Annotated in this window: 16 protein-coding genes; 3 read left to right on the top strand and 13 right to left on the bottom strand. The window is 63.8% G+C overall.

Annotated elements, in window-relative coordinates; genetic code table 11:
- Positions 1-2: 2 nt before the first annotated feature.
- Entirely contained in the window at positions 3-932 is a 930-nt protein-coding gene (gene prpB, locus AC1RUR_RS06870; RefSeq protein ID WP_492842334.1) for a methylisocitrate lyase, read from the top strand.
- 36 nt (positions 933-968) lie between these two features.
- Here prpB and AC1RUR_RS06865 read toward each other — a convergent pair whose 3' ends face one another.
- From AC1RUR_RS06865 to AC1RUR_RS06810, 12 genes are all read right to left on the bottom strand, one after another.
- On the bottom strand, positions 969-1,730 hold the full coding sequence (locus AC1RUR_RS06865; protein ID WP_492842333.1) for an SDR family NAD(P)-dependent oxidoreductase: 762 nt from the start codon (positions 1,728-1,730) through the stop codon (positions 969-971).
- Positions 1,731-1,765: 35 nt separating this feature from the next.
- Positions 1,766-3,505 (bottom strand): nitrilase-related carbon-nitrogen hydrolase, encoded by a 1,740-nt coding sequence (locus AC1RUR_RS06860; RefSeq protein ID WP_492842332.1) that lies wholly within the window; start codon positions 3,503-3,505, stop codon positions 1,766-1,768.
- 10 nt (positions 3,506-3,515) lie between these two features.
- Complete coding sequence (locus AC1RUR_RS06855; protein ID WP_492842331.1) at positions 3,516-4,505, bottom strand: acetamidase/formamidase family protein; 990 nt, start codon at positions 4,503-4,505, stop codon at positions 3,516-3,518.
- 27 nt (positions 4,506-4,532) lie between these two features.
- Complete coding sequence (locus AC1RUR_RS06850; RefSeq protein ID WP_492842404.1) at positions 4,533-5,252, bottom strand: ABC transporter ATP-binding protein; 720 nt, start codon at positions 5,250-5,252, stop codon at positions 4,533-4,535.
- 1 nt (position 5,253) lies between these two features.
- On the bottom strand, positions 5,254-5,970 hold the full coding sequence (locus tag AC1RUR_RS06845; protein WP_492842330.1) for an ABC transporter ATP-binding protein: 717 nt from the start codon (positions 5,968-5,970) through the stop codon (positions 5,254-5,256).
- On the bottom strand, positions 5,970-7,034 hold the full coding sequence (locus AC1RUR_RS06840; RefSeq protein ID WP_492842329.1) for a branched-chain amino acid ABC transporter permease: 1,065 nt from the start codon (positions 7,032-7,034) through the stop codon (positions 5,970-5,972). The genes AC1RUR_RS06845 and AC1RUR_RS06840 overlap by 1 nt, the downstream gene beginning before the upstream one ends.
- Before the next feature lie 15 nt (positions 7,035-7,049).
- The gene (locus AC1RUR_RS06835; RefSeq protein WP_492842328.1) at positions 7,050-7,922 is read right to left on the bottom strand and encodes an ABC transporter permease subunit; all 873 of its coding nucleotides are present in this window, start codon (positions 7,920-7,922) and stop codon (positions 7,050-7,052) included.
- Positions 7,923-8,036: 114 nt separating this feature from the next.
- A complete protein-coding gene (locus AC1RUR_RS06830) occupies positions 8,037-9,278 on the bottom strand; it encodes an urea ABC transporter substrate-binding protein (protein ID WP_492842327.1) in 1,242 nt (413 codons plus the stop codon).
- A gap of 10 nt (positions 9,279-9,288) precedes the next feature.
- On the bottom strand, positions 9,289-9,954 hold the full coding sequence (locus AC1RUR_RS06825) for an ANTAR domain-containing response regulator (protein ID WP_492842326.1): 666 nt from the start codon (positions 9,952-9,954) through the stop codon (positions 9,289-9,291).
- Positions 9,951-11,111 (bottom strand): transporter substrate-binding domain-containing protein, encoded by a 1,161-nt coding sequence (locus AC1RUR_RS06820; protein WP_492842325.1) that lies wholly within the window; start codon positions 11,109-11,111, stop codon positions 9,951-9,953. Before AC1RUR_RS06820 ends, AC1RUR_RS06825 begins: the two co-directional genes overlap by 4 nt.
- 252 nt (positions 11,112-11,363) lie before the next feature.
- The gene (locus AC1RUR_RS06815; RefSeq protein ID WP_492842403.1) at positions 11,364-12,389 is read right to left on the bottom strand and encodes a glycoside hydrolase family 5 protein; all 1,026 of its coding nucleotides are present in this window, start codon (positions 12,387-12,389) and stop codon (positions 11,364-11,366) included.
- Between the two features lie 20 nt (positions 12,390-12,409).
- Positions 12,410-13,696, bottom strand: a complete 1,287-nt coding sequence (locus AC1RUR_RS06810; RefSeq protein ID WP_492842324.1) for an O-antigen ligase family protein — start codon at positions 13,694-13,696, stop codon at positions 12,410-12,412.
- A gap of 222 nt (positions 13,697-13,918) precedes the next feature.
- On the opposite strand from AC1RUR_RS06810, the gene AC1RUR_RS06805 reads away from it, so the two are divergent.
- Entirely contained in the window at positions 13,919-15,055 is a 1,137-nt protein-coding gene (locus tag AC1RUR_RS06805) for a GNAT family N-acetyltransferase (RefSeq protein ID WP_492842323.1), read from the top strand.
- A 28-nt stretch (positions 15,056-15,083) separates the two neighbouring features.
- Here the strand turns inward: AC1RUR_RS06805 and AC1RUR_RS06800 are convergent, their stop codons facing one another.
- Positions 15,084-16,307, bottom strand: a complete 1,224-nt coding sequence (locus AC1RUR_RS06800) for an FAD-dependent oxidoreductase (RefSeq protein ID WP_492842322.1) — start codon at positions 16,305-16,307, stop codon at positions 15,084-15,086.
- Between the two features lie 435 nt (positions 16,308-16,742).
- Here AC1RUR_RS06800 and AC1RUR_RS06795 point away from each other — a divergent pair, with 435 nt between their 5' ends.
- Positions 16,743-18,089 (top strand): lipopolysaccharide biosynthesis protein, encoded by a 1,347-nt coding sequence (locus AC1RUR_RS06795; RefSeq protein ID WP_492842321.1) that lies wholly within the window; start codon positions 16,743-16,745, stop codon positions 18,087-18,089.
- Positions 18,090-18,096 lie beyond the last annotated feature (7 nt).

Raw genomic sequence — 18,096 nt, 5'->3', positions numbered from 1 at the left:
TAATGCCTTATCTGACTGCAGCAGACACCAACACGCGCGCTCCGGGCCTTCGGTTTCGCGACCTTCTCGCGCGCCCCGGCATTTTGGAGATACCCGGCGCGCACAATGGAATGGCGGCACTCCAGGCCAGGCAGGCGGGCTTCGGCGCTCTCTATCTGTCGGGCGCCGCGATGACGGCGTCCATGGGCATTCCGGATCTCGGCATCATCACCGTGGATGAAGTGGCGTTCTTCATACGTCAGCTCAAGCGCGCAGCCGACCTTCCGATCCTGGCCGACGGCGACACCGGCTATGGCGAAGTGCTCAACGTGATGCACATGGTGCGCACTTTCGAAGACGCGGGCGCGGCTGCGGTGCAACTGGAAGATCAGCAATTGCCAAAGAAGTGCGGACATCTCAACGACAAGAAGCTCGCGGATCCCCGCGATTTTGCCGCCAAGATCGCCGCGGCCGCCAAAGCCCGGCACCATCTCTATATCGTGGCGCGCACGGACGCTGCGGCAGAAGAAGGACTCGAAGGCGCCGTTGCGCGCGCGCGGCTCTATATCGAAGCGGGCGCCGACGCCATCTTCCCTGAGGCCCTCGTCAACTCCGAGATGTTCCGCGAATTTTCACGTCGCATGCCCGATGTCCCGTTGCTGGCGAATATGACGGAGTTCGGCCGAACACCGTTCTTTACGGCTCCCGAATTCGAAGCGATGGGCTACAAGATGGTGATCTGGCCGGTTTCATCACTCCGGGTCGCCGCTCGCGCGCAGGAGACCCTTTATGCGACGCTGAAGCGCGACCACAGCACTCACGGCGCGCTCGATCTGATGCAGACCCGCGCCGAGCTCTACCGCACGATCGGCTATTCCGACTATGAAGCGCTCGATCAGAATATCGTCCGCACCATCGTCCCGGAAGGCACGCCGCAGAATTCGCCGTCCTGACTCTCGCGCGCGGAGCGCGCTCTCCCGGCGGCGCGCCTAGAACTGCACGCCGCGCGTCAGAGCACCGTCGACGACGAGATTTGTCCCCGTGATGAAGCTCGCCGCGCGGCTTGCGAGAAACACGACCGCATTGGCCATCTCCTGCGGCGTTCCCATCCGGCCCGTGGGATTGAGGGCAAGCGCCGTCTTGTAGAGTTCGGGATTGTTGTCCTTGATGGAATTCCAGACCCCGCCTTCGAAATAGGTGTTGCCGGGCGAAACCGTGTTGGCACGAATGCCCTTCCCGGCCAGTTGGTTGGCAAGACCCTGGGTGTAGTGGATGATCGCCGCCTTGAAGGTGCCGTAGGGGCCGGCCGCAAAATCGACCTCGCGCCCGGAGACGCTCGAGATGGTGACGATCGCACCAGCCGCGCTCTTCTCCAGATAGGGCATGGCCGCGTTCACCAGCCGCACCGTGCCCATCATGTCGGTCGAGAATTCCTTGGCCCAGCTCTCGTCGTCCTGCCCGATGGCGAGCGCGCTCACATTCGCCACCACGACGTCGATCCCGCCCAGCTTGGCCGCCATGTCGACGACCCAGGCCTTGAGCGCTGCGCCATCGGAGACGTCGACCGAAGCGCCATACGCCGCCACACCCTTGCTCTTGATCGCGGCGACGGCGCTGTCGACATCGGCCTGACTGCGCGCACAAATGCCGACGTCTGCGCCTTCGGCCGCGAAGGTTTCGGCGATCGCGCGACCGATCCCCTTGGTGCTGCCGGTGACGAGAACCCTGGCGCCCGCGAGTCCCATATCCATGGCTTTCTCCCTTTCGTCTTGATGAGCTCACGCCCTCAATGATTGCTCGCCACGGCCCGGACCAGTCCCCGATAGCTGTGCGGCATCCGCATCGACACCAGATCCTTCCGTCGCACGACGTTGGTCGGATACACGCTGTCGAGATTGGTGGTGTCGACCACAGCCGTTGCAAGGCCCGTGCCGTCAGTTGCGATCGCCTCGCGGCGCGGGAACTCGAACGTATCGGGACCGAACACACCGCTCAGGCCGGGATAGCCGTGTTCTGGATCGAACACGTTGGCAAACGCCAGGAAGACGTTGTTCTCGCCGGCGCGGACGCGGAAATGATGCCAATGATGCGGATCGGCGCCGGTCGGAATCGGCTGTGGCTGCGAGACGGCCGTTCCCGCATGCGAAGAACTGAAGCGGCCGCTGATCGCCGCCGGACAGGCGATGACGTCGCAGCCGCGGAGGGCGAGCACCCGGCCCGTCTCCGGAAACACGGCGTCATGCCCGATCAGAAGACCGATGCGTCCGATGGCCGTGTCCACGACGCACCACGCCTCTCCGGCCGTAGCCCAGGAGCGCTCGTCCGCAGTCAGGTGCGTCTTGCGATACCGCGAGATCGTTCCATCAGGCGCAACCAGGCAGGCGCTGTTGAAGACCTCGTCGCCCTCGCGCTCGGCCAGTCCGCAGACGAGGTGAATCCCGAGCTCCGCGGCGAGCGCGGTCAGGCCCTCGGTCACCGGGCCAGGAATCGGCTGCGCCGATCCGGCAGGGTCTGCAAGACCCGTGGCGGCGAGCTCCGGAAACACCACGAGCCTCGCGCCAGCCGCCTTGGCCTGCCGCGCGAGCGTGGCGATCTCCCTCAGATTCGATGCGGGATCATCGCCCGGCGCGAACTGAGCGACGCTGATCTCGGAGCGCGATCCCATCGGCCACGGCTGGTGGCCGTAGAGACCGAAGAAGTCGCGCGGATTCCAGCTGAACGTGTCGGTGAGCAATTCGGGGTACAGCTCGGGTCGGCGTTGCAGGAAAATGGATTCGCCGAGCACGCGGCGCGACCGCGCAAGGTCAAGGTCGATCTCCGCAAGGAGGACGCCGTCGCCCTTGTCCAGCACCGCCGTCACCTCGCCGTCGGGCGCGATCACGCAACTGCCGCCGCTGAACTGGACGTTGCGTTCCAGCCCCCAGCGGTTGCTTTCGATCACATAGCAGCCGTTCTCGAACGCGCGGCTGATCCAGTACGGCGCCGGCGTGCGTTCCGCGAGCCAGTTCGAGATGTGGCAGATGACGTCGGCACCGCCGAGCGCCATCAACCGCGCCGTCTCGACGAAATGGATGTCCATGCAGATCAGCAGCGCGATCCGGCCGATCGGGGTCTCGAAGACCTGATTGTGGAGATCACCCGACGCAGCCCATTTCGGCTCCGAAATATAGGGATGGGTCTTGCGATGTCGCCCGATCATCCCCTCAGGACCGATCAGAACGGCGCTGTTGAAATAGATGCCGTCCCGATCGACCTCAGGCATGCCGACCACGATGTAGCAATCATGCTTGCGCGCCAGCGCGGCGAACCGGTCCGTCGTCGGGCCGGGTATCGTCTCGACGAAAGGCGCCACCTCGGCACGATCGAACCAGCAATAGCCGGTCGTTCCCATTTCCGGGGTGACGATCAGTCTCGCGCCGGCGATTGCGGCCTGCTCGCACAGTTCGAGCAGGCGCGCGATATTGCGCTCCTTCTCGAACATGGTCGGCTCGAACTGGACGGTGGCGATCTTGTGCACGCGCGACATCTGCCGTCCCTCAGACGAGAAAGGACTTCTTGATGGACGCGCCGAGCGTGTATTTGGGATCGACCATGTTGCCGAGGCGGACACGGCCGGCCTGGGTCAGCAGCATGTAGGCGTCGATCTCGTCGAAACCGTAATCGGCCGCCATCCAGCGGCACAATTCGCGATAGGCAATGCGCGCGGCATCCTCCATCGGCCGGGCGGAGCCGATGGTCATGATGAAGTCCTTCGTCTCGAGCCGTGGCCAGGCGATGGTCCAGCCCTTGATCAGGTCGACCTGCACCGTGGTGACCGTGGGATGCTCGATCGCGACGCCGCAGAGCTCGCCGTCGCCCTGCGCCGCATGGCAGTCACCGAGATAGAGCAAGGCGCCCTTGGTGTTCACGGGCAGATAGACGATCGCGCCCACACCGACATCGGGCAGATCCATGTTGCCGCCGTAATAGTCCGGGACCAGCGACGAGATCGCCTCGATCTCCGGCGAGGTGCCGATCGTGCCGATGAAGGGCTCATAGGGCAGCGTGATCTTGTCGTTCCATTTGGTCCCGGTCTTGGCGTCGATCACGAGCTTCTTCACGCGCTCCGGCAGCGCCGGGTTGAGCAGTGCGGTCTGCCCGGTCGAGACCAGGCCGCCGAAATCCGGCATGACCACGGTCGTGCCGCACGGCTGCGGCCCACGCGGCACGATGCTCTCGATATAGACCGCGAGCGTGTCACCCTTTTCTGCACCGTTGACGTGGATCGGCCCGTTCTGCGGATTGAGGAATGGAAAGTTGAGAATCTTCGACGGGCTGTCGGTCTCGTGCTTGATCGCGCCTTCGAAGGCATCATGCGTCTCGGCGGCGACGACGGCACCGGGATCGACCGTCAGCACCGGCTTCACATAGGGGCCGTAGACGTAGTGGTACTTGCCCTGCTCGCTCTCCGTGATGGTGTACTGCTTGCCGCGCTCGCCCTTGGCGACGCCTTTGCGTGCCATGATGGAATCGTTCTGCCAGGACATTTGCTTTTCTCCTTCTGTCGTAGGCTTTCAAACTGCCAGATGGCGGCGCATCTCCGCCTCGTCGTCGAGCGCTGAGCGGTCGAGAGTTGCGACGATGCGACCCTTGTCCATGACGTAGCAGCGCTGCGCCATGGCGCGGATCATGTCGAGATTCTGCTCGACCAGGATGATGGTCACGCCGGTCCGGCGGTTGAGCTCGACCATGTTGCGCGCGATGTCCTGGACGATGTTGGGCTGGATGCCCTCCGAGGGTTCGTCGAGCAGGATGAGATGGGGATCGGCGATCAGCACGCGGCCGATCGCGAGCTGCTGCTGCTGGCCGCCGGACATGGTGCCGGCGCGCTGGCTCCAGCGTTCGGCGAGGATCGGAAATGCCTCGACGATCCTGCGCCGGCCGGCCTCGGGAATGCCGCCCTTCCCGATCGCCGCGCCGACGGCGATGTTCTCCGCAACCGTCAGGCGCGGAAACACGTCGCGCCCCTGCGGCACATAGCCCATGCCGAGGCGCGCCCGCTTGTGCGCGGGCAATGCCTCCACGGCCTCGCCGCGATAGACGATCGAGCCGCTCATGGCCGGCACGAGCCCGATCAGGCTCTTCATCAGCGTGGACTTGCCGACGCCGTTGCGGCCGATGACGGCGACGATCTCGCCCTCGCGCACCTCGATCTCGAGGCCCTGGAGCACGGGCTTGCCGCCGTAGCCGGCGCGCAGGCCGAGCGTTGCGAGGATCACTTCCTTGCGCGGCATGTCAAGCATGGGCCTGCCCCAGATAGATGGCCGCGACGCGTTCGTCGGCGATGATCTGGTTGATCGAGCCCTGGGCGAAGACCTGACCGAGATGCAGCACCGTGACGCGCTGCGCCACCTGACGGACGAACGCCATGTCGTGCTCGATCGCCAGTACGGTCATGCCGTCGGCGTTGAGCCGCTGCACCATTTCGCCGGTCATGTGGGTTTCCTCCGGCGACATGCCGGCGGTCGGCTCGTCCAGCAGCAGGAGGCGCGGCTTCAGGCTGATCGCCATGCCGATCTCGAGCCATTGCTTCTGACCGTGGCTGAGATTGCCCGCCATCTGCGCCTGCTCGGCCCCGAGGCCGAGAAAGGCCAGCAGCCGGTCGATCTCCTCCAGCAATGCCCGCCCGCGGTGACGGCTCTGCAGCGCGATCTCCAGGTTCTGACGGACCGACAAGCCCTTGAACACGCCAGGCACCTGAAACTTGACCGACAGCCCGCGGTGGATGCGCGCAAAGGACTTCAGGGCGGTGATGTTCTCGTCCGCGAAAAATATCTCACCGCTTCCGGGATGATGCTCGCCCAGGATCAGACGGAACAGCGTGCTCTTGCCGGCGCCGTTCGGGCCGATCAGGCAATGAATCTCGCCGGCCTCGAGCGTCAGGTCCACGGCGTTGGTGACGTGCAGGCCGCCAAAATGCTTGTTCAGCTTGCGCAGCTCCAGCAGCGACATCAGCTCGCCCTCTGCGTGAAGCGAGCCGCGAGGCGGCCGAGCCAGTTCATCGCGCCCAGCACGAGCCCGTTCGGCGCGATCAGCACGGTGAGCACCAGCAGCACGCCCATGAAGACCAGCGCGTACTGGCTGCCATAGATGGTCAGGGCCTGAAAACCGGCGAGGACCACCAGCGTTCCGATCAGCGTCGAAGTCAGATCGCTGCGGCCGCCGACCGCGACCCAGATCAGCGGCAAGGCTGCGGCCGTCATGCCCATGCTGGACGGGGTGATATACTGCCCCCACACCGTGTAGAGCACGCCGGACAGGCCCGCGAGCGCGGCGCCGATCACGAAGGTGATGAGCTGGTATTTGCGGATGTCGTATCCGAGCATCTCTGCGCGTTCGGGATTCTCGCGGATCGCGACAATCACGTTGCCGAAGGCGGAATTCATCAGGATGCGCAGGCCGAGATAGACCAGCACGAGCAGTCCGAGCACGACATAGTAGAGGCCGATGTCGGCGAACAGCACGAGCGGCTCTCCCGGCCACGGGATCGTCAAAGGCGGCATCGCGCTCATGCCGTTGAAACCGTTCAAGCGCGCCGAGCCGATGTGCCATTCCGGCCCCGCGGTCTGGGCCATGAAGCGCTCCAGCATCAACGTCACCGCCAGCGTGACGATGCCCAGGAATACGCCGGCGATCCGCCCGAAGAACATGAAATAGCCGAGCAGAAGCGCGAACAGCGCCGCGATCGCGATGGCAAGCACCAGTGCGACCAGGGTGAAACCATAGGCCGAGCCGAAATTGAGGGTGAGGACGCCATAGCCGTAGCCCGCGATGCCGAAGAAAGCGGTCTGACCGAAGGAGAGCGATCCGCCATACCCCCAGATCAGGCAGAGGCTGAGCGCGATGAAGACCCAGACGAAGAAGTAGACGGTGTTGCCGACGGTGTAGCCGTCGCTGAACAGCGGATAGGCGCACGCCGCAGCGAGCACGAGGCCGAACAGGCTCCAGAACGCCGGCCCCCGGCCGGCAGTCTGAGGACCTTCGAGATGACGAAACAGGGACAACAAACCGCTCACGACAACTCCACTCCGTCAGGTGCGCTCGCGGAGCACGAAGCCCGAAATGCCCTTCGGCAGCACCCGGACCACGATGATGACAGCGACCAGCAGGCCGATCTGGCCGAACAACTGCCCCTGCCACGAGGTCATCACCGACTTCACCACCGCAAGCACGCCGCCAGCCGGCGCCGTGCCCAGAAACACGTCGGCCCCACCGATCACGACGGTGACGAAAGCCTCCATGATGAAAGTCGCGCCCATGGTCGGCACCAGCGTCATGGTCGGCGCGTAGAGGCCGCCGGCAAGGCCGGCGAGCCCCGCCCCGCAGGCGAAGGTGAGGCTGTAGATCAGGCGCGTGTCGACGCCGAGCGCAGCGGCCATGTGCGGCACCTGGATCGTGGCGCGCGCCAGCACGCCGAAGCGCGTCCAGTTGAACAGCGCATAGAGCGCCGCGAGCACGCCGAGCGCGGAGCAGAACAGCACGATGCGATAGATCGAATAGGAGTAGTCGCCGACCTGGAAACTGCCGAACGGCGTGCCGACGCCGGCCATGGTCGAGCCGACCATGATCAGCGTGCCTTGCGTGGCGATCAGGCTGAGCCCCCAGGTGGCGACGATGGTGTCGAGCGGCCGGTCGTAGAGATGGCGGATGACCGCGAGCTCCACCACCACGCCGACCAGCGCCGACACGACGGTGCCGGCGAGGATCCCGAGCGGCAATGGCAGGCCCGCATGCACGCTCGCCGCCGTGACATAGGCGCCGCACATGATGAACTCGCCATGGGCGAGATTGATCACGCCCATCATGCCGAAGATCACCGCGAGGCCGCAGGCCGAGAGCACGAGAAATGCGAAGGCGTCGCCGAATTGATAGAGCGCCGAGAATGCAAGGGTCGCGATGTCCATGAATCAACCAGGATGTGGGAGGACGCGACGTTGCCGCCGCAGATGTCCGTGATCGCCCCGGCCCGCCGGCAACGCCGGAGGCGTGCCTGGAGGGCCGGGGCGACCAGCCGCCGGTCAGGGTTTCGGCGGCGGATTCGACGGCGTGTACTGGGCCATCGGATCCTTCTTGGTGAGGTCGCAGCCGGCTTCACCCAGCCAATACGGCTTGATGTCCTCCCAGACCTTCGGGAACGAGATCGAATGATCGGCGCCGACCTTCGCCAGGTAGATCGTGTGCGACATGTGCTGGCTCTTCGGGTCGATGCAGACCTTGCCTTCGGGCGCGTCCATGCAGACATCACCGAGTGCAATGACCTTGCGGATCTCCTCCCGCTTGGTCGACTTCGCCCGCTCCACCATCTGCTTGTAGAGATAGACGGCGAGATAGGAGTTCTCCGCCTCCTGGTTCACGTAGGGCTCGCTCGGAAACTTCGCCTTGAACTTGGCGTAGAATTCCTTGCTCTTGGGCGAGTCGATCTCCTCGATGTAGTTCGTGGTGACGAACATGTCCTTCAGGCTCGGCGGCTTGAAGCGCTTGTGCTCGTAGCCCTGGCCGACATTGACCGAGGAGGCCATCGGCAGGTTGACGTTGGCCGAGGCCGCCTGCTCGTAATAGGAGGCCTGCGCGGTGCCGACCAGAAGCGTGACCACGAAGTCCGGCTTGGCCTTCTGGATGTTCTGGACGCTCTGCGAGAATTGCGAGACGCCGAGCGGGATGAACTCCTCGCCGGCCATCTTGCCGCCGTTCTCCTTGACGATCTTGCGGACCCATTCCGCCGAGATCTGGCCGAAATTGTAGTCGGCCGCGAGCGTGTAGACGTTCTTGCCGTACTTCTCCATCATGTAGGGGATGAGGGTCGAGAACTGCTGCTCGGGCACTGCGCCCGTGACAATCATGTGGCCGTCGCAGACGCCGCCCTCATACTGGTTGTTGTAGAAGGCGAAGCCGTTGAACTGGTCGACGATCGGGCGATAGGCCTCGCGCGAGGCCGAGGAGAAGCCCGCGAACACGACGTCGACCTTGTCGCGCTGGAGCACGCGGCGCATGAACTCCTGGTAGCGGGTGTTGTCGGACTGCGTGTCGTAAGCGACGAGTTCGAGCGGCCGGCCCATAATGCCGCCGGCCTTGTTGATTTCGTCGGCGGCCAGCTGAATCGCGTGGAACTTGCCGATCGTGGCCGCGGCGAAGTCGCCGGATTGATCCTCCAGCACGCCGAGCTTGATCGGGTTTTCCGCCGCGAGCGCCTGAAGTGATCCGAAGACAAGCGTCCCCGTGAGGGCTGCGGCGCGCAGCCCCCGCAATACAGACTTGGTCATTTTGCTTCTCCTAGATGGCCTGCTTGTTGCCGCCTTGCAGCGTGATGCCGGTTGTGCGGCCGGACGTATCGGGCGGCTTCGCCCGCTTGCTCAGAAACTCCTCGCAATAGAGTTCCATGTTCTGCCGCGCGCGCATGCTGTCGCGGCGGAGCCGGGAATAGGCACCCTCCTCGTCGAGACCGTCCTGCTGCATCAGCAGAATAACGGCCCGGATCACCGCGCGACGTCCGCGACGGCGGTCTTCGAGGTCCTGCAAGCGCTCGGACATCTCGCTACGCAGCAGGAACTGGTTGATGCCCATGAACAGTGACGTATAGACCGCGCCGCCATGCACCGGCTTGCGCAGGAAGGAGGTCGCACCGAGATTGACGAGCGCCTTGAGCCGGCTCGGCGCCTCGACACCGACGAGGCCGATCACCGGCACCGGCGGCAGGCGCGAGGCGGGATCGACCTCGATCGCCACCGCGCCTTCGAGATCGCCGTCGATGAACAGGATGTCACGGTCGGCCTGGAGGCTTGCGGCGTCGATCTGCGCACGGCCGTCGACGATTTCAGGATATTCCGTGGAGACGCCCAGCTTTGCGAGCGTCATTTCGAGCGTGCTCTCCCATCCCCCTCGCCGTGTCACGACGATGGCGCGGCCGCCCTTGAAGTTCTGTAGCAGTCGAGAGCTCATGATTGCACCACTTTCAACAGCGGAGAGCGCATTGCGCTGGCAAAGCGCGGCGACGACTGGACGAGATAGGGATCGGGCGCAATCGGCTCGCGCGATTCCAGCAACACTTCGAACTGCCCGCTCGTGGTCGAGCGGCCGATCCGCGGAGTCAGCCAGGCGTGAAAGGTCTGGCGGTCGATACGGACCTCGCCTTGCGGGGCGTGCAGGCGCTGGTCGGCCACGGCGGCGCGCACCGTGCGGGCATCGTCGGTGCCGGCCTGCGACAGCGCCGCCGCGAGCAGCTTGACGGCGATGTAGGACGCTTCGGCATCTGCGGACGACACCGGCCCATCCGGAAAGGATTGCGAATAGGCACCAATGAAAGCAGCATTCTCCGGCGAATTCAGCGACGAGAAATAGACGCTCGACGACAGATGCCCGTCGACCGCGTCCGGCCCGATCTCCGGCAGCTCCGGCTCCGACAGCGTGCAGCTCGCGACCGGAATTTCCGCCGCCTGGTCGATGCCGCGCGCCCGGCAAGCAGCGCGGAAGGCCCGGAAGAACGCATAGGCGCTGGTGCCGATCAGATTGTTGAAGACGAAGTCCGGGCGCTGATCGATGATCGCCGCGATCACCTGGTCGACCTCGGTATCGCCGACCGACAGATAGCGCTCGGCGAGCACGGTGCCGCCCCGCGCAATCAGCGCCTCGCGGAAGATGCGATTGTTCTCCCAGGCCCAGATGTAGTTGGAGCCGACGCAGAAGGCGCGCGAGCCGACGCGGGATGCCAGGTAGTCGACGAGCGGCAGCACGTGCTGGTTCGGCGCAGCGCCGGTATAGATGACGTTATCGGAACTCTCGAAACCCTCGTAGTGCGAGGGATACCACAGCAGGCCGTCGAACTTCTCGAAGCACGGGATCACCTCCTTGCGGCTCGACGAGGTGTAGCAGCCGACCACGTGGCGGATGCCGGAGCCGAGAAGATCGAGGCTGAGCGAACGATAGCTCGCGAGGTCGCCGGACGGATTGACCACGACCGGCTCCAGCACCACGTCGTCGCGGCTCGCATTGAACTCGCGAAAGGCGAGCAGCGCGCCGTTGAGCATCGAGCGCGCGACGACGCTGTAGGAGCCCGTCGTCGAGAACATTACGCCGATCCGATACTGCGTCCGCGCCATCATTCGTTCCAAAAAGAAAAAGCGCCCGCCGGCCGTTAAGCCGAGGGCGCCCTCGCCGCCAACCGAGCACGCAATATCCGCGTGATGTTGGAAATGGTTGAAACTCGCCGCGTTGACGGGCCGTACTGCCCAACGCTTACACGATACGGTCGTTGAGATCGCTTGCGAAGTCAAGCGCGTTATTGCAGCGAAATCTGCCGCGATTCATATCGTGGTGCAGCAAAACTGTGCAACGAAATCACGACCGCCGTTTCAATGCGGCGGCGGGATCAGCGCACGCAGGACGTCCGGCTTCCAGGCCTGACGAGCGCTGTCGAAGGCCGCAAAGTCATGATCGAATTGCCAGTAGGCCCATGACCAGCCAAGCCTGTCGGCGCTTCTCGCCATGAACGACAAATATCGCCGGCGACTGTCGGATGGCGCACGCTCGTACACCCCGAACTCGCCGAGATAGATCGGGCGTTTCTCCTTCTCCGCCCATAGGCTCATCTTCCTGAAGTCGGCGGCAGCCCTCGCTTCGTCGTCCGGGCTGCCCCAATCCAGCGGCCCGATCTGCGAAAACGTCCGGGACCACGGCGCGCCTTGATGCGTGAAGCGTATCGGCGCGTAATAGTGAAACGTGACGATCAAATTCCTGTCGTCGGCCGGCAAGGCCAGGTCGTCGACGGGAATGTCGTCCGTGTTGAGAACGGCGGCAATGACCGGCCGCGCCGGATTGGTGCGGCGGATGATTTCAAGACATTCGTTGAGGAGCGAGTTCCACTCGGCGGACGTCATTTGTCCGCCCGGCTCGTTCAGGACCTCGAAGACCAGCGCAGGAAATTTCCCGGTGTAGCGCTCGGCTATCTGGCGCCAGAACGCCCTGAGCTTCTCGCCGCATCCGGGCACGTCGCGTTGGCAAATGTGCGTGTCGTGCTCGTCAACGATCGGAATGAGATTCCTCGCAAGGACTTCCTCGATGACGGCATCGAGCCGCCGCAGGACGATCTCGTCCAGCACGTTCCCCGGTCCCATGAACTTGAAGCCGAAGAAATTGATCCTGACGTGCGAGAACCCGGCCTTCTTGATGGTCGTCAGATTATCCAAGCGGAACGGCGCGTTCTGACCGCCTTCCCAGATCCCGTCATAGCCGAGAATATTGATGCCGCGCCCCAATTTCGGCAGATCACGGGAGGCCGCCTGCCCGGCGCTATGAACGCCGGAGAAGAGCGACGCGAGGACAAACGCCGTTATCGCAAGATTGAGGCTTCTCGGCCAGCGGGCGCGGATGGCGGTCATCTTGCTTCCATTCGTAGAGACTAGAAATCGGTCTGCGGCACCGGCCTGCACGTCGCGAAGAAGAACGCCACCAGGAGCACCGACGTGAACATGGTCGAACGAAGGAGCGTCGTCTCCGTAAAATTGGTCTGAAAGCTGAGAACGACAAATCCGATGATCAGCGCGCAGTGCGACCGGTCGATCGCGCGGGCGGAAATCAGATGGAGAACCTTGTTCGAGAACAGAAGGACGCTCGCGGCGAACAGCATGTAGCCGAGAAATCCGGTTTCCATCAGGATCGCGATGTAGCCGCTGTGGTAATTGTCGAGCACCCAGCCGTGGTTCTGCTCGAAATAGTCGTAGATCGCCGGGATCGTCCAGAAGCCGTTGATCCCGAAGCCGAGCAGCGGCGCGTCATCAAAATGGCTGATGGCGTAATGCCAGATGAAGGTCCGCTCGGTCAGATCGATGGTCGCATCACCGACATGAATCGCGTCGTATCCCGTCGCGTAGAAATAGAGGAACAACGCGCCGGCCAGCAGGCTCATGACGAATGGCAGCACCGCATAGAGTCTCATGCAGGCGACCGACCACATCGAGGTCACGAGCAATGCGCAGGCGGCCAGGGCAACCGCACCGGCGCCGCGCGATTCCGACGCGAGGACACATGTGGATGCCAGAAGGAATGTCGGGAGGAAGACCGACCACCTCTGCCCCTTCATCTTCAGATAGCAGGCAAAGAACATCAGATAGGCGCCGACGAAACCGAGCGTCTGCTTCGATTCATAAATGCCCTGCCATTGACCGCCATGCATCCAGCTATGGTCGATCCCGATATCGGGTACGGCGAGCGCACAGAAGGCCGATGCGGCGACCAATATGAAGAGCCCCAGGGCTGTGGCCCTGACAACCTCGTCCATGTCGATGCGCGTGATGAGGCAGAATGCACCGAAGGTCGTCATCGCGAGCGCCAGGCTCTTCATGATCGCAGCAGTATTCAGGCTGGTCCAGGACACGGAGATGACGGCAAAGCCGTAGAAGGCGATCAGCGCGATCAGATCGGGATTGAGCTGCAACCGCAGATGTGGACGCACGAAGGCGCTGGCGTAGATGAGGACGCCCCACATCAGGATCGCGACGGCCTGTTGCAGATAGGTCAGCTCCGCCGGGAGCAGCGCGGCGTTGAAGGTCCCCATCGACGCCACCACGTTGATGGTGATCGAACAGCCGATGGCGGCCCTGGCGATCCTCTCGACGCCGACGCTGCGCGTCTTCCAGATCGCGCTCTCGGGGGACCCGGAGTCCGCCTCGGTCTGTAGGCTGGCCATGAATTGACCTTCCTTAAACGCGGTTAATTATTTGCTAGCGCGGGTTGGCCTCCACGTCCCGGCCCAGGCGGCCGCGAAATCTTAAGAGTTCGGTAACGATACGAGGCCGGCTCGGTCAATTAATGCAAATCGTACCCCATCGGTATCTCGGCCGTCACTCCCCTGCTATAAAGCCTCAGCTCGATCGAGCATTCCCGAATTATCCGGTTTCCCTGGTTACGCATGAACACGCCTGGCAACACGTTCGATATCGCCGTCGAGCCGGCATTCGACTTCCTGTCGCCGGACTATGCCGAGCTGTTCGATCACTCGGCCGCCACCGCATTCCAGCACCCTCTCTGGCTGCACAGCCTCTACAGCAGGCTCGCGTCCCATGCGCAAGCAGTCCCGCTGGTTGTCGTAGTTCGCTACCGTGCGACGGGCGCGCTTGCGATGGTGCTGCCGTTGCTGCGGATTCGGCGAGGCCCGATACGGACCGTCGAATTTGCCGACCTGCGCGTCTCCGACTATCTGGCGCCCGTTTGCAGTCCGACGGTGTTTTCCGAACTGCTCAAGGACGCGGAGGCATGCGCCGGGATTCGGCACCTCGTTCGTCCTTTCGACCTGCTCCGAATGACCAAGCTGCCGGACGGGCGGCTTCCGATCGAGAACCTCCTGGGCGCGCCCCGCCGCGTGGCGATGGACACCAATGCCTACGCGACCATTCTGGTCGCTCCGTTCGAGCAATGGCGGGCCAGTGCACTGGACCGCTCCTATCAGAAGGAGCTCGCAAAGAAGTATCGACAGCTCCAGAAGAAGGGCGCCCTGAGCTTCTCATGCTGCGATGACGGCGCTGCCGTCCTCGAGGCGCTGGACGTGATGAGGAAATTCCGCGGTCCGCGATTCCAGTCGCAGGGCGACGGAGACCTGCTCCAGCGCCCCGAATATTACGACTTCTATTCCGACGTCGCGGTCCGCGGTCTCGGCTCCCTTGCGCGGCTCTATACCATGAAGATGGATGGCGAGGTGATCGCCGCCGTGCTCGGATTGCACCACCGCGACAGCTTCCTCGTCATCATGAGCGCCTTCGACATTGACGGATACAAGAGCCAGTCCTTGGGAGCGCTGATGTTCGAACAGGTGGCGAGGGATTGCATCGCGCGCGGAGACCAGATGCTCGACTTCACCATCGGCGACGAGCCATACAAGAAATTGTTCGGCGCCCAGCCTTCGCCGATGTGGGCGGTCACGCAGGCTGGCAGCACCGCGGGCGCGATATCCCTGTTCGCACTGAAGCAGGCGCCCTGGCTCAAACTTGCCGCCAAGCGACTGTCCGAGTTCAGGCTCTCGCCAACCCGCACATCGACGCCAACGCGCTGACCGGCGCGAGGCGCCGGCGGATGCAGCCTCAGGCGCGCAGCGCGCTGCGGACCTGCGCGAGCCAGCCCGGCCGCATCTGATCGACCCGATGGGTGATGCTTCGCCGCAGGAAGTGCAATCGTCGCCGCACATCCCAGCTGATATCGTCGCGGGACGTCAGCGCCTGGCGGAATCGCGCCATCTTCAGCGACTGCTGATCCGCGGCGATCTTGTCGGGATCGGAATAGAACTGCGATATCTTCTCTTGGCTCATGCCTTCGGTCGCGAGCCACCGCGGCGCATATTCGGTGCAAAGACGCTCGACGTCCACCAGCAGGCGGGCCACGCCCGTTCCGGCGGCAGGACAATTGGTCTGAAACGCATCGCCGATGAGGACGACGCCCGGCTGGAGATGACCTTCGACGATGGACAGGTCCATCACCCAGTTCTGCACCCGGTCAGTCACGCGGAAATCGCCGAGGTAAGGCTGCAGTCCCGGCAGCAAGCGCAATAGCGTTGCTTCCGTGTCGCGACGCAGCTCACGCATGACGGGATCGGCCGGATCGCGGAACATGAAGAGATTGGCCCGCATGCCGGCTGGTACCGGAAACAGGCTGAGATAATCGACGCCGTCGCAGGTTCGCTCGCCGTAACAAGTCAGCGCCTTGAAATCGAACGGCGCGCCATCGCGGCGGGCGATCGTGAAGCCGAACGAGACCGAGTGGCCCGCGGCCAGCACGCGCCGCCTGATGCCGAGCTTGTAGCCGAGCGCACCCGCCATGCCGGTGGCCAGAACGACGAGACGCGCATTCAGGCCACGGCCGGAGGCAAGTTCCAGATGCTGAACGTCATCGCTGCAGGTGATCGCGGTGACCTCGTCGACGATCAGGCTGGACGGATCGGGCAGCTGGCTACGCGCCATGGCGACGAGACCGGCGTAGGGAAGCCCGTAAGCCTGGCCGACGCTGACATCGACCACCTTGCCTTCCCTGACATTGAGCACGCGATCATACGAGCAACCGGCGCCCGCAAGAGCATCGATGAAGCCGAGCCTGCGGAACATCTCCAGCTGCTGGCCGCCGATCTTTTCGACCCGAAACTCGTCCGGATAGACCGCACGCTTGTCGACCAGCGCGACGCGATGCCCTGCCCGCGCAAGCACAGCGGCTGCGAGCGAACCCGCAAGGCCGCCGCCGACGATGGCGATGTCCGCGAACGTCGTCGCGGTCGCAGCTGCGGCGATCGGCTCGGTCACGGTGCTATCCGCCGTCATGATCCAGGCTCCCACGGTTAACGGTGGTCCCATGTGCAATTATCCCGCCTGATGTCGTATCGCAGGACCGAACGCGATCATTTCCGTCGATCGAGGTTAATGAACCGGACCACTGATCGGCCGGACGGCGTCCCGGCACGCGTCTTGCTCGAGGATGTTCGACAAAGCGCGATCTTCGGCAATGCCGCGCTGGAACGCATGGCGGCGTCTCGTCAGGGCGACATCACGTCGTCTTTCGATGGAGACGGCCTCCGCTCGATCTGGGACGGCCGGGACGAAGGTGTCCCACCGTGACGCAGCGGGCGTTTTGCCGACATCGACCGCGACCGACAGGTTTCCGGAGGCCGCCCATTAACACTCGTGGTTTTTCGACATGCTAGGCTATCGCCGGTATCGGAACGTGTTTCTTCTGGGGAGAGTTGCCCCTCAACTTCCATGATCGAATCCATCATCCAGTTCATGCGTCGCGACGTGACGCGCGGCGTTGCCGGAACCATCCTTCTCAAGGTTGGCAGCGGCGCGCTTGCGTTTGCGTTGTTCTCGCTGGCAGCGCGAACGATGTCGCCCGATGGATTCGGCATCTTCGCAACCTGGCTCTCGGTCGCCCAGATCGCGGCGGTCGTGGGGCTGGTCGGACAGGAATCGCTCCTGGTGCGATTCCTGAACGAGTATCAGGTCGGAAACCGGCCCGACCTCACCAAAGGTGTCCTCCTCTCGAGCTTCAAGATCACCTCCGTCGCGATGCTGATCGCGATCGCAGCAGTCGCATCGGTCGCGAGCTTGAGGGGCGATTGGTGGCTGCTGATCCTCGCGGTGTCGGCCTACACCGCCGTGAATGCCGGGCTGATGCTCGGCAGCCAGGTCGCCCGCTCGCTGGTCAGCATCCTCATGGGCGAAGGTAACCGCGAGTTCTTCTGGCGGGTCATCGTCGTCCTGTTTCTGCTCGCCATGTTGTTCGGTCATCGGCGGCTCGATCCCGCCGAGCTGATCGCCGTGATGACGGTCGCGATGTCGGTGGGCCTCGGCGCCCAGATCGTCGCGATCGCGCGAGCGCTGCCGGATTTCCGCGGCACGGCAGCGCGTTCCGAAACGTCCCGCTGGAGATCGAGCGCACTCCATTTCTGGGTCGCGTCCATCCTGGAAGCGGCAAACCAGTATTTCGACGTCATTCTGGTCTACTGGATGCTCGATCCGGCGACCGCAGGAATCTATTTCGCCGCGTCGCGCCTGGCCAACATCTTCGCCATGCTGTCGGCGGCGCTGTATAGTTTCGGCGCGCGCCGGCTGCCTTCGCTGTACTTCAGCAAGAACCACCAGGAGTTCGGGCGAACGTTGCAGCTCATGGCGGAAGTGACCGCGCTTTGCGTGGCCAGTGGACTTCTCGTGATCTGGATCGGCGGCCCCCATCTTCTCAACCTGTTCGGGCCTCATTTCGCCGCACAGCACTGGGTGCTGATCGTGCTCGCAATCGGAACGGCGTTCCAGGCAGCGGGCGGTCCATCCGCGGCGATCTTGCAGTTGACGGGCCATGAGCGCATCTATGTCCCCGTCGTCGCGGCGAACGTGGCGCTGCGGCTGGTCGGATTTCTCGTCCTGATTCCCTGGCTCGGCGTGCTTGGCGCGGCGATCTCGGCCACCGTGTCGCTGGCGCTCGCGACCATCGCGCTCAACATCCTCTGTCGCCGGCGAACCGGAGTCGACCCTTCAATTCTCGTGCTGTTGCGCTTCAAGGCATCGAAACGCGGAGCCTATGCGGTCCGCGGTGCCGACTCCGGCGATTAGGCGCCGA

It is taken from the genome of Bradyrhizobium sp. GW821-FHT12B03, from assembly GCF_058807535.1.
The sequence above is the reverse complement of the archived record's forward strand: the minus strand, read 5'-3'. Positions and strand labels throughout refer to the sequence as shown.

Coding starts and splice junctions, on each gene's coding strand:
- prpB (WP_492842334.1), top strand. CDS start 3: ATGCCTTATCTGACTGCAGCAGACACCAACACGCGCGCTCCGGGCCTT.
- AC1RUR_RS06865 (WP_492842333.1), bottom strand. CDS start 1,730: ATGGATATGGGACTCGCGGGCGCCAGGGTTCTCGTCACCGGCAGCACC.
- AC1RUR_RS06860 (WP_492842332.1), bottom strand. CDS start 3,505: ATGTCGCGCGTGCACAAGATCGCCACCGTCCAGTTCGAGCCGACCATG.
- AC1RUR_RS06855 (WP_492842331.1), bottom strand. CDS start 4,505: ATGTCCTGGCAGAACGATTCCATCATGGCACGCAAAGGCGTCGCCAAG.
- AC1RUR_RS06850 (WP_492842404.1), bottom strand. CDS start 5,252: ATGCCGCGCAAGGAAGTGATCCTCGCAACGCTCGGCCTGCGCGCCGGC.
- AC1RUR_RS06845 (WP_492842330.1), bottom strand. CDS start 5,970: ATGTCGCTGCTGGAGCTGCGCAAGCTGAACAAGCATTTTGGCGGCCTG.
- AC1RUR_RS06835 (WP_492842328.1), bottom strand. CDS start 7,922: ATGGACATCGCGACCCTTGCATTCTCGGCGCTCTATCAATTCGGCGAC.
- AC1RUR_RS06830 (WP_492842327.1), bottom strand. CDS start 9,278: ATGACCAAGTCTGTATTGCGGGGGCTGCGCGCCGCAGCCCTCACGGGG.
- AC1RUR_RS06825 (WP_492842326.1), bottom strand. CDS start 9,954: ATGAGCTCTCGACTGCTACAGAACTTCAAGGGCGGCCGCGCCATCGTC.
- AC1RUR_RS06820 (WP_492842325.1), bottom strand. CDS start 11,111: ATGGCGCGGACGCAGTATCGGATCGGCGTAATGTTCTCGACGACGGGC.
- AC1RUR_RS06815 (WP_492842403.1), bottom strand. CDS start 12,389: ATGACCGCCATCCGCGCCCGCTGGCCGAGAAGCCTCAATCTTGCGATA.
- AC1RUR_RS06810 (WP_492842324.1), bottom strand. CDS start 13,696: ATGGCCAGCCTACAGACCGAGGCGGACTCCGGGTCCCCCGAGAGCGCG.
- AC1RUR_RS06805 (WP_492842323.1), top strand. CDS start 13,919: ATGAACACGCCTGGCAACACGTTCGATATCGCCGTCGAGCCGGCATTC.
- AC1RUR_RS06800 (WP_492842322.1), bottom strand. CDS start 16,307: ATGACGGCGGATAGCACCGTGACCGAGCCGATCGCCGCAGCTGCGACC.
- AC1RUR_RS06795 (WP_492842321.1), top strand. CDS start 16,743: ATGATCGAATCCATCATCCAGTTCATGCGTCGCGACGTGACGCGCGGC.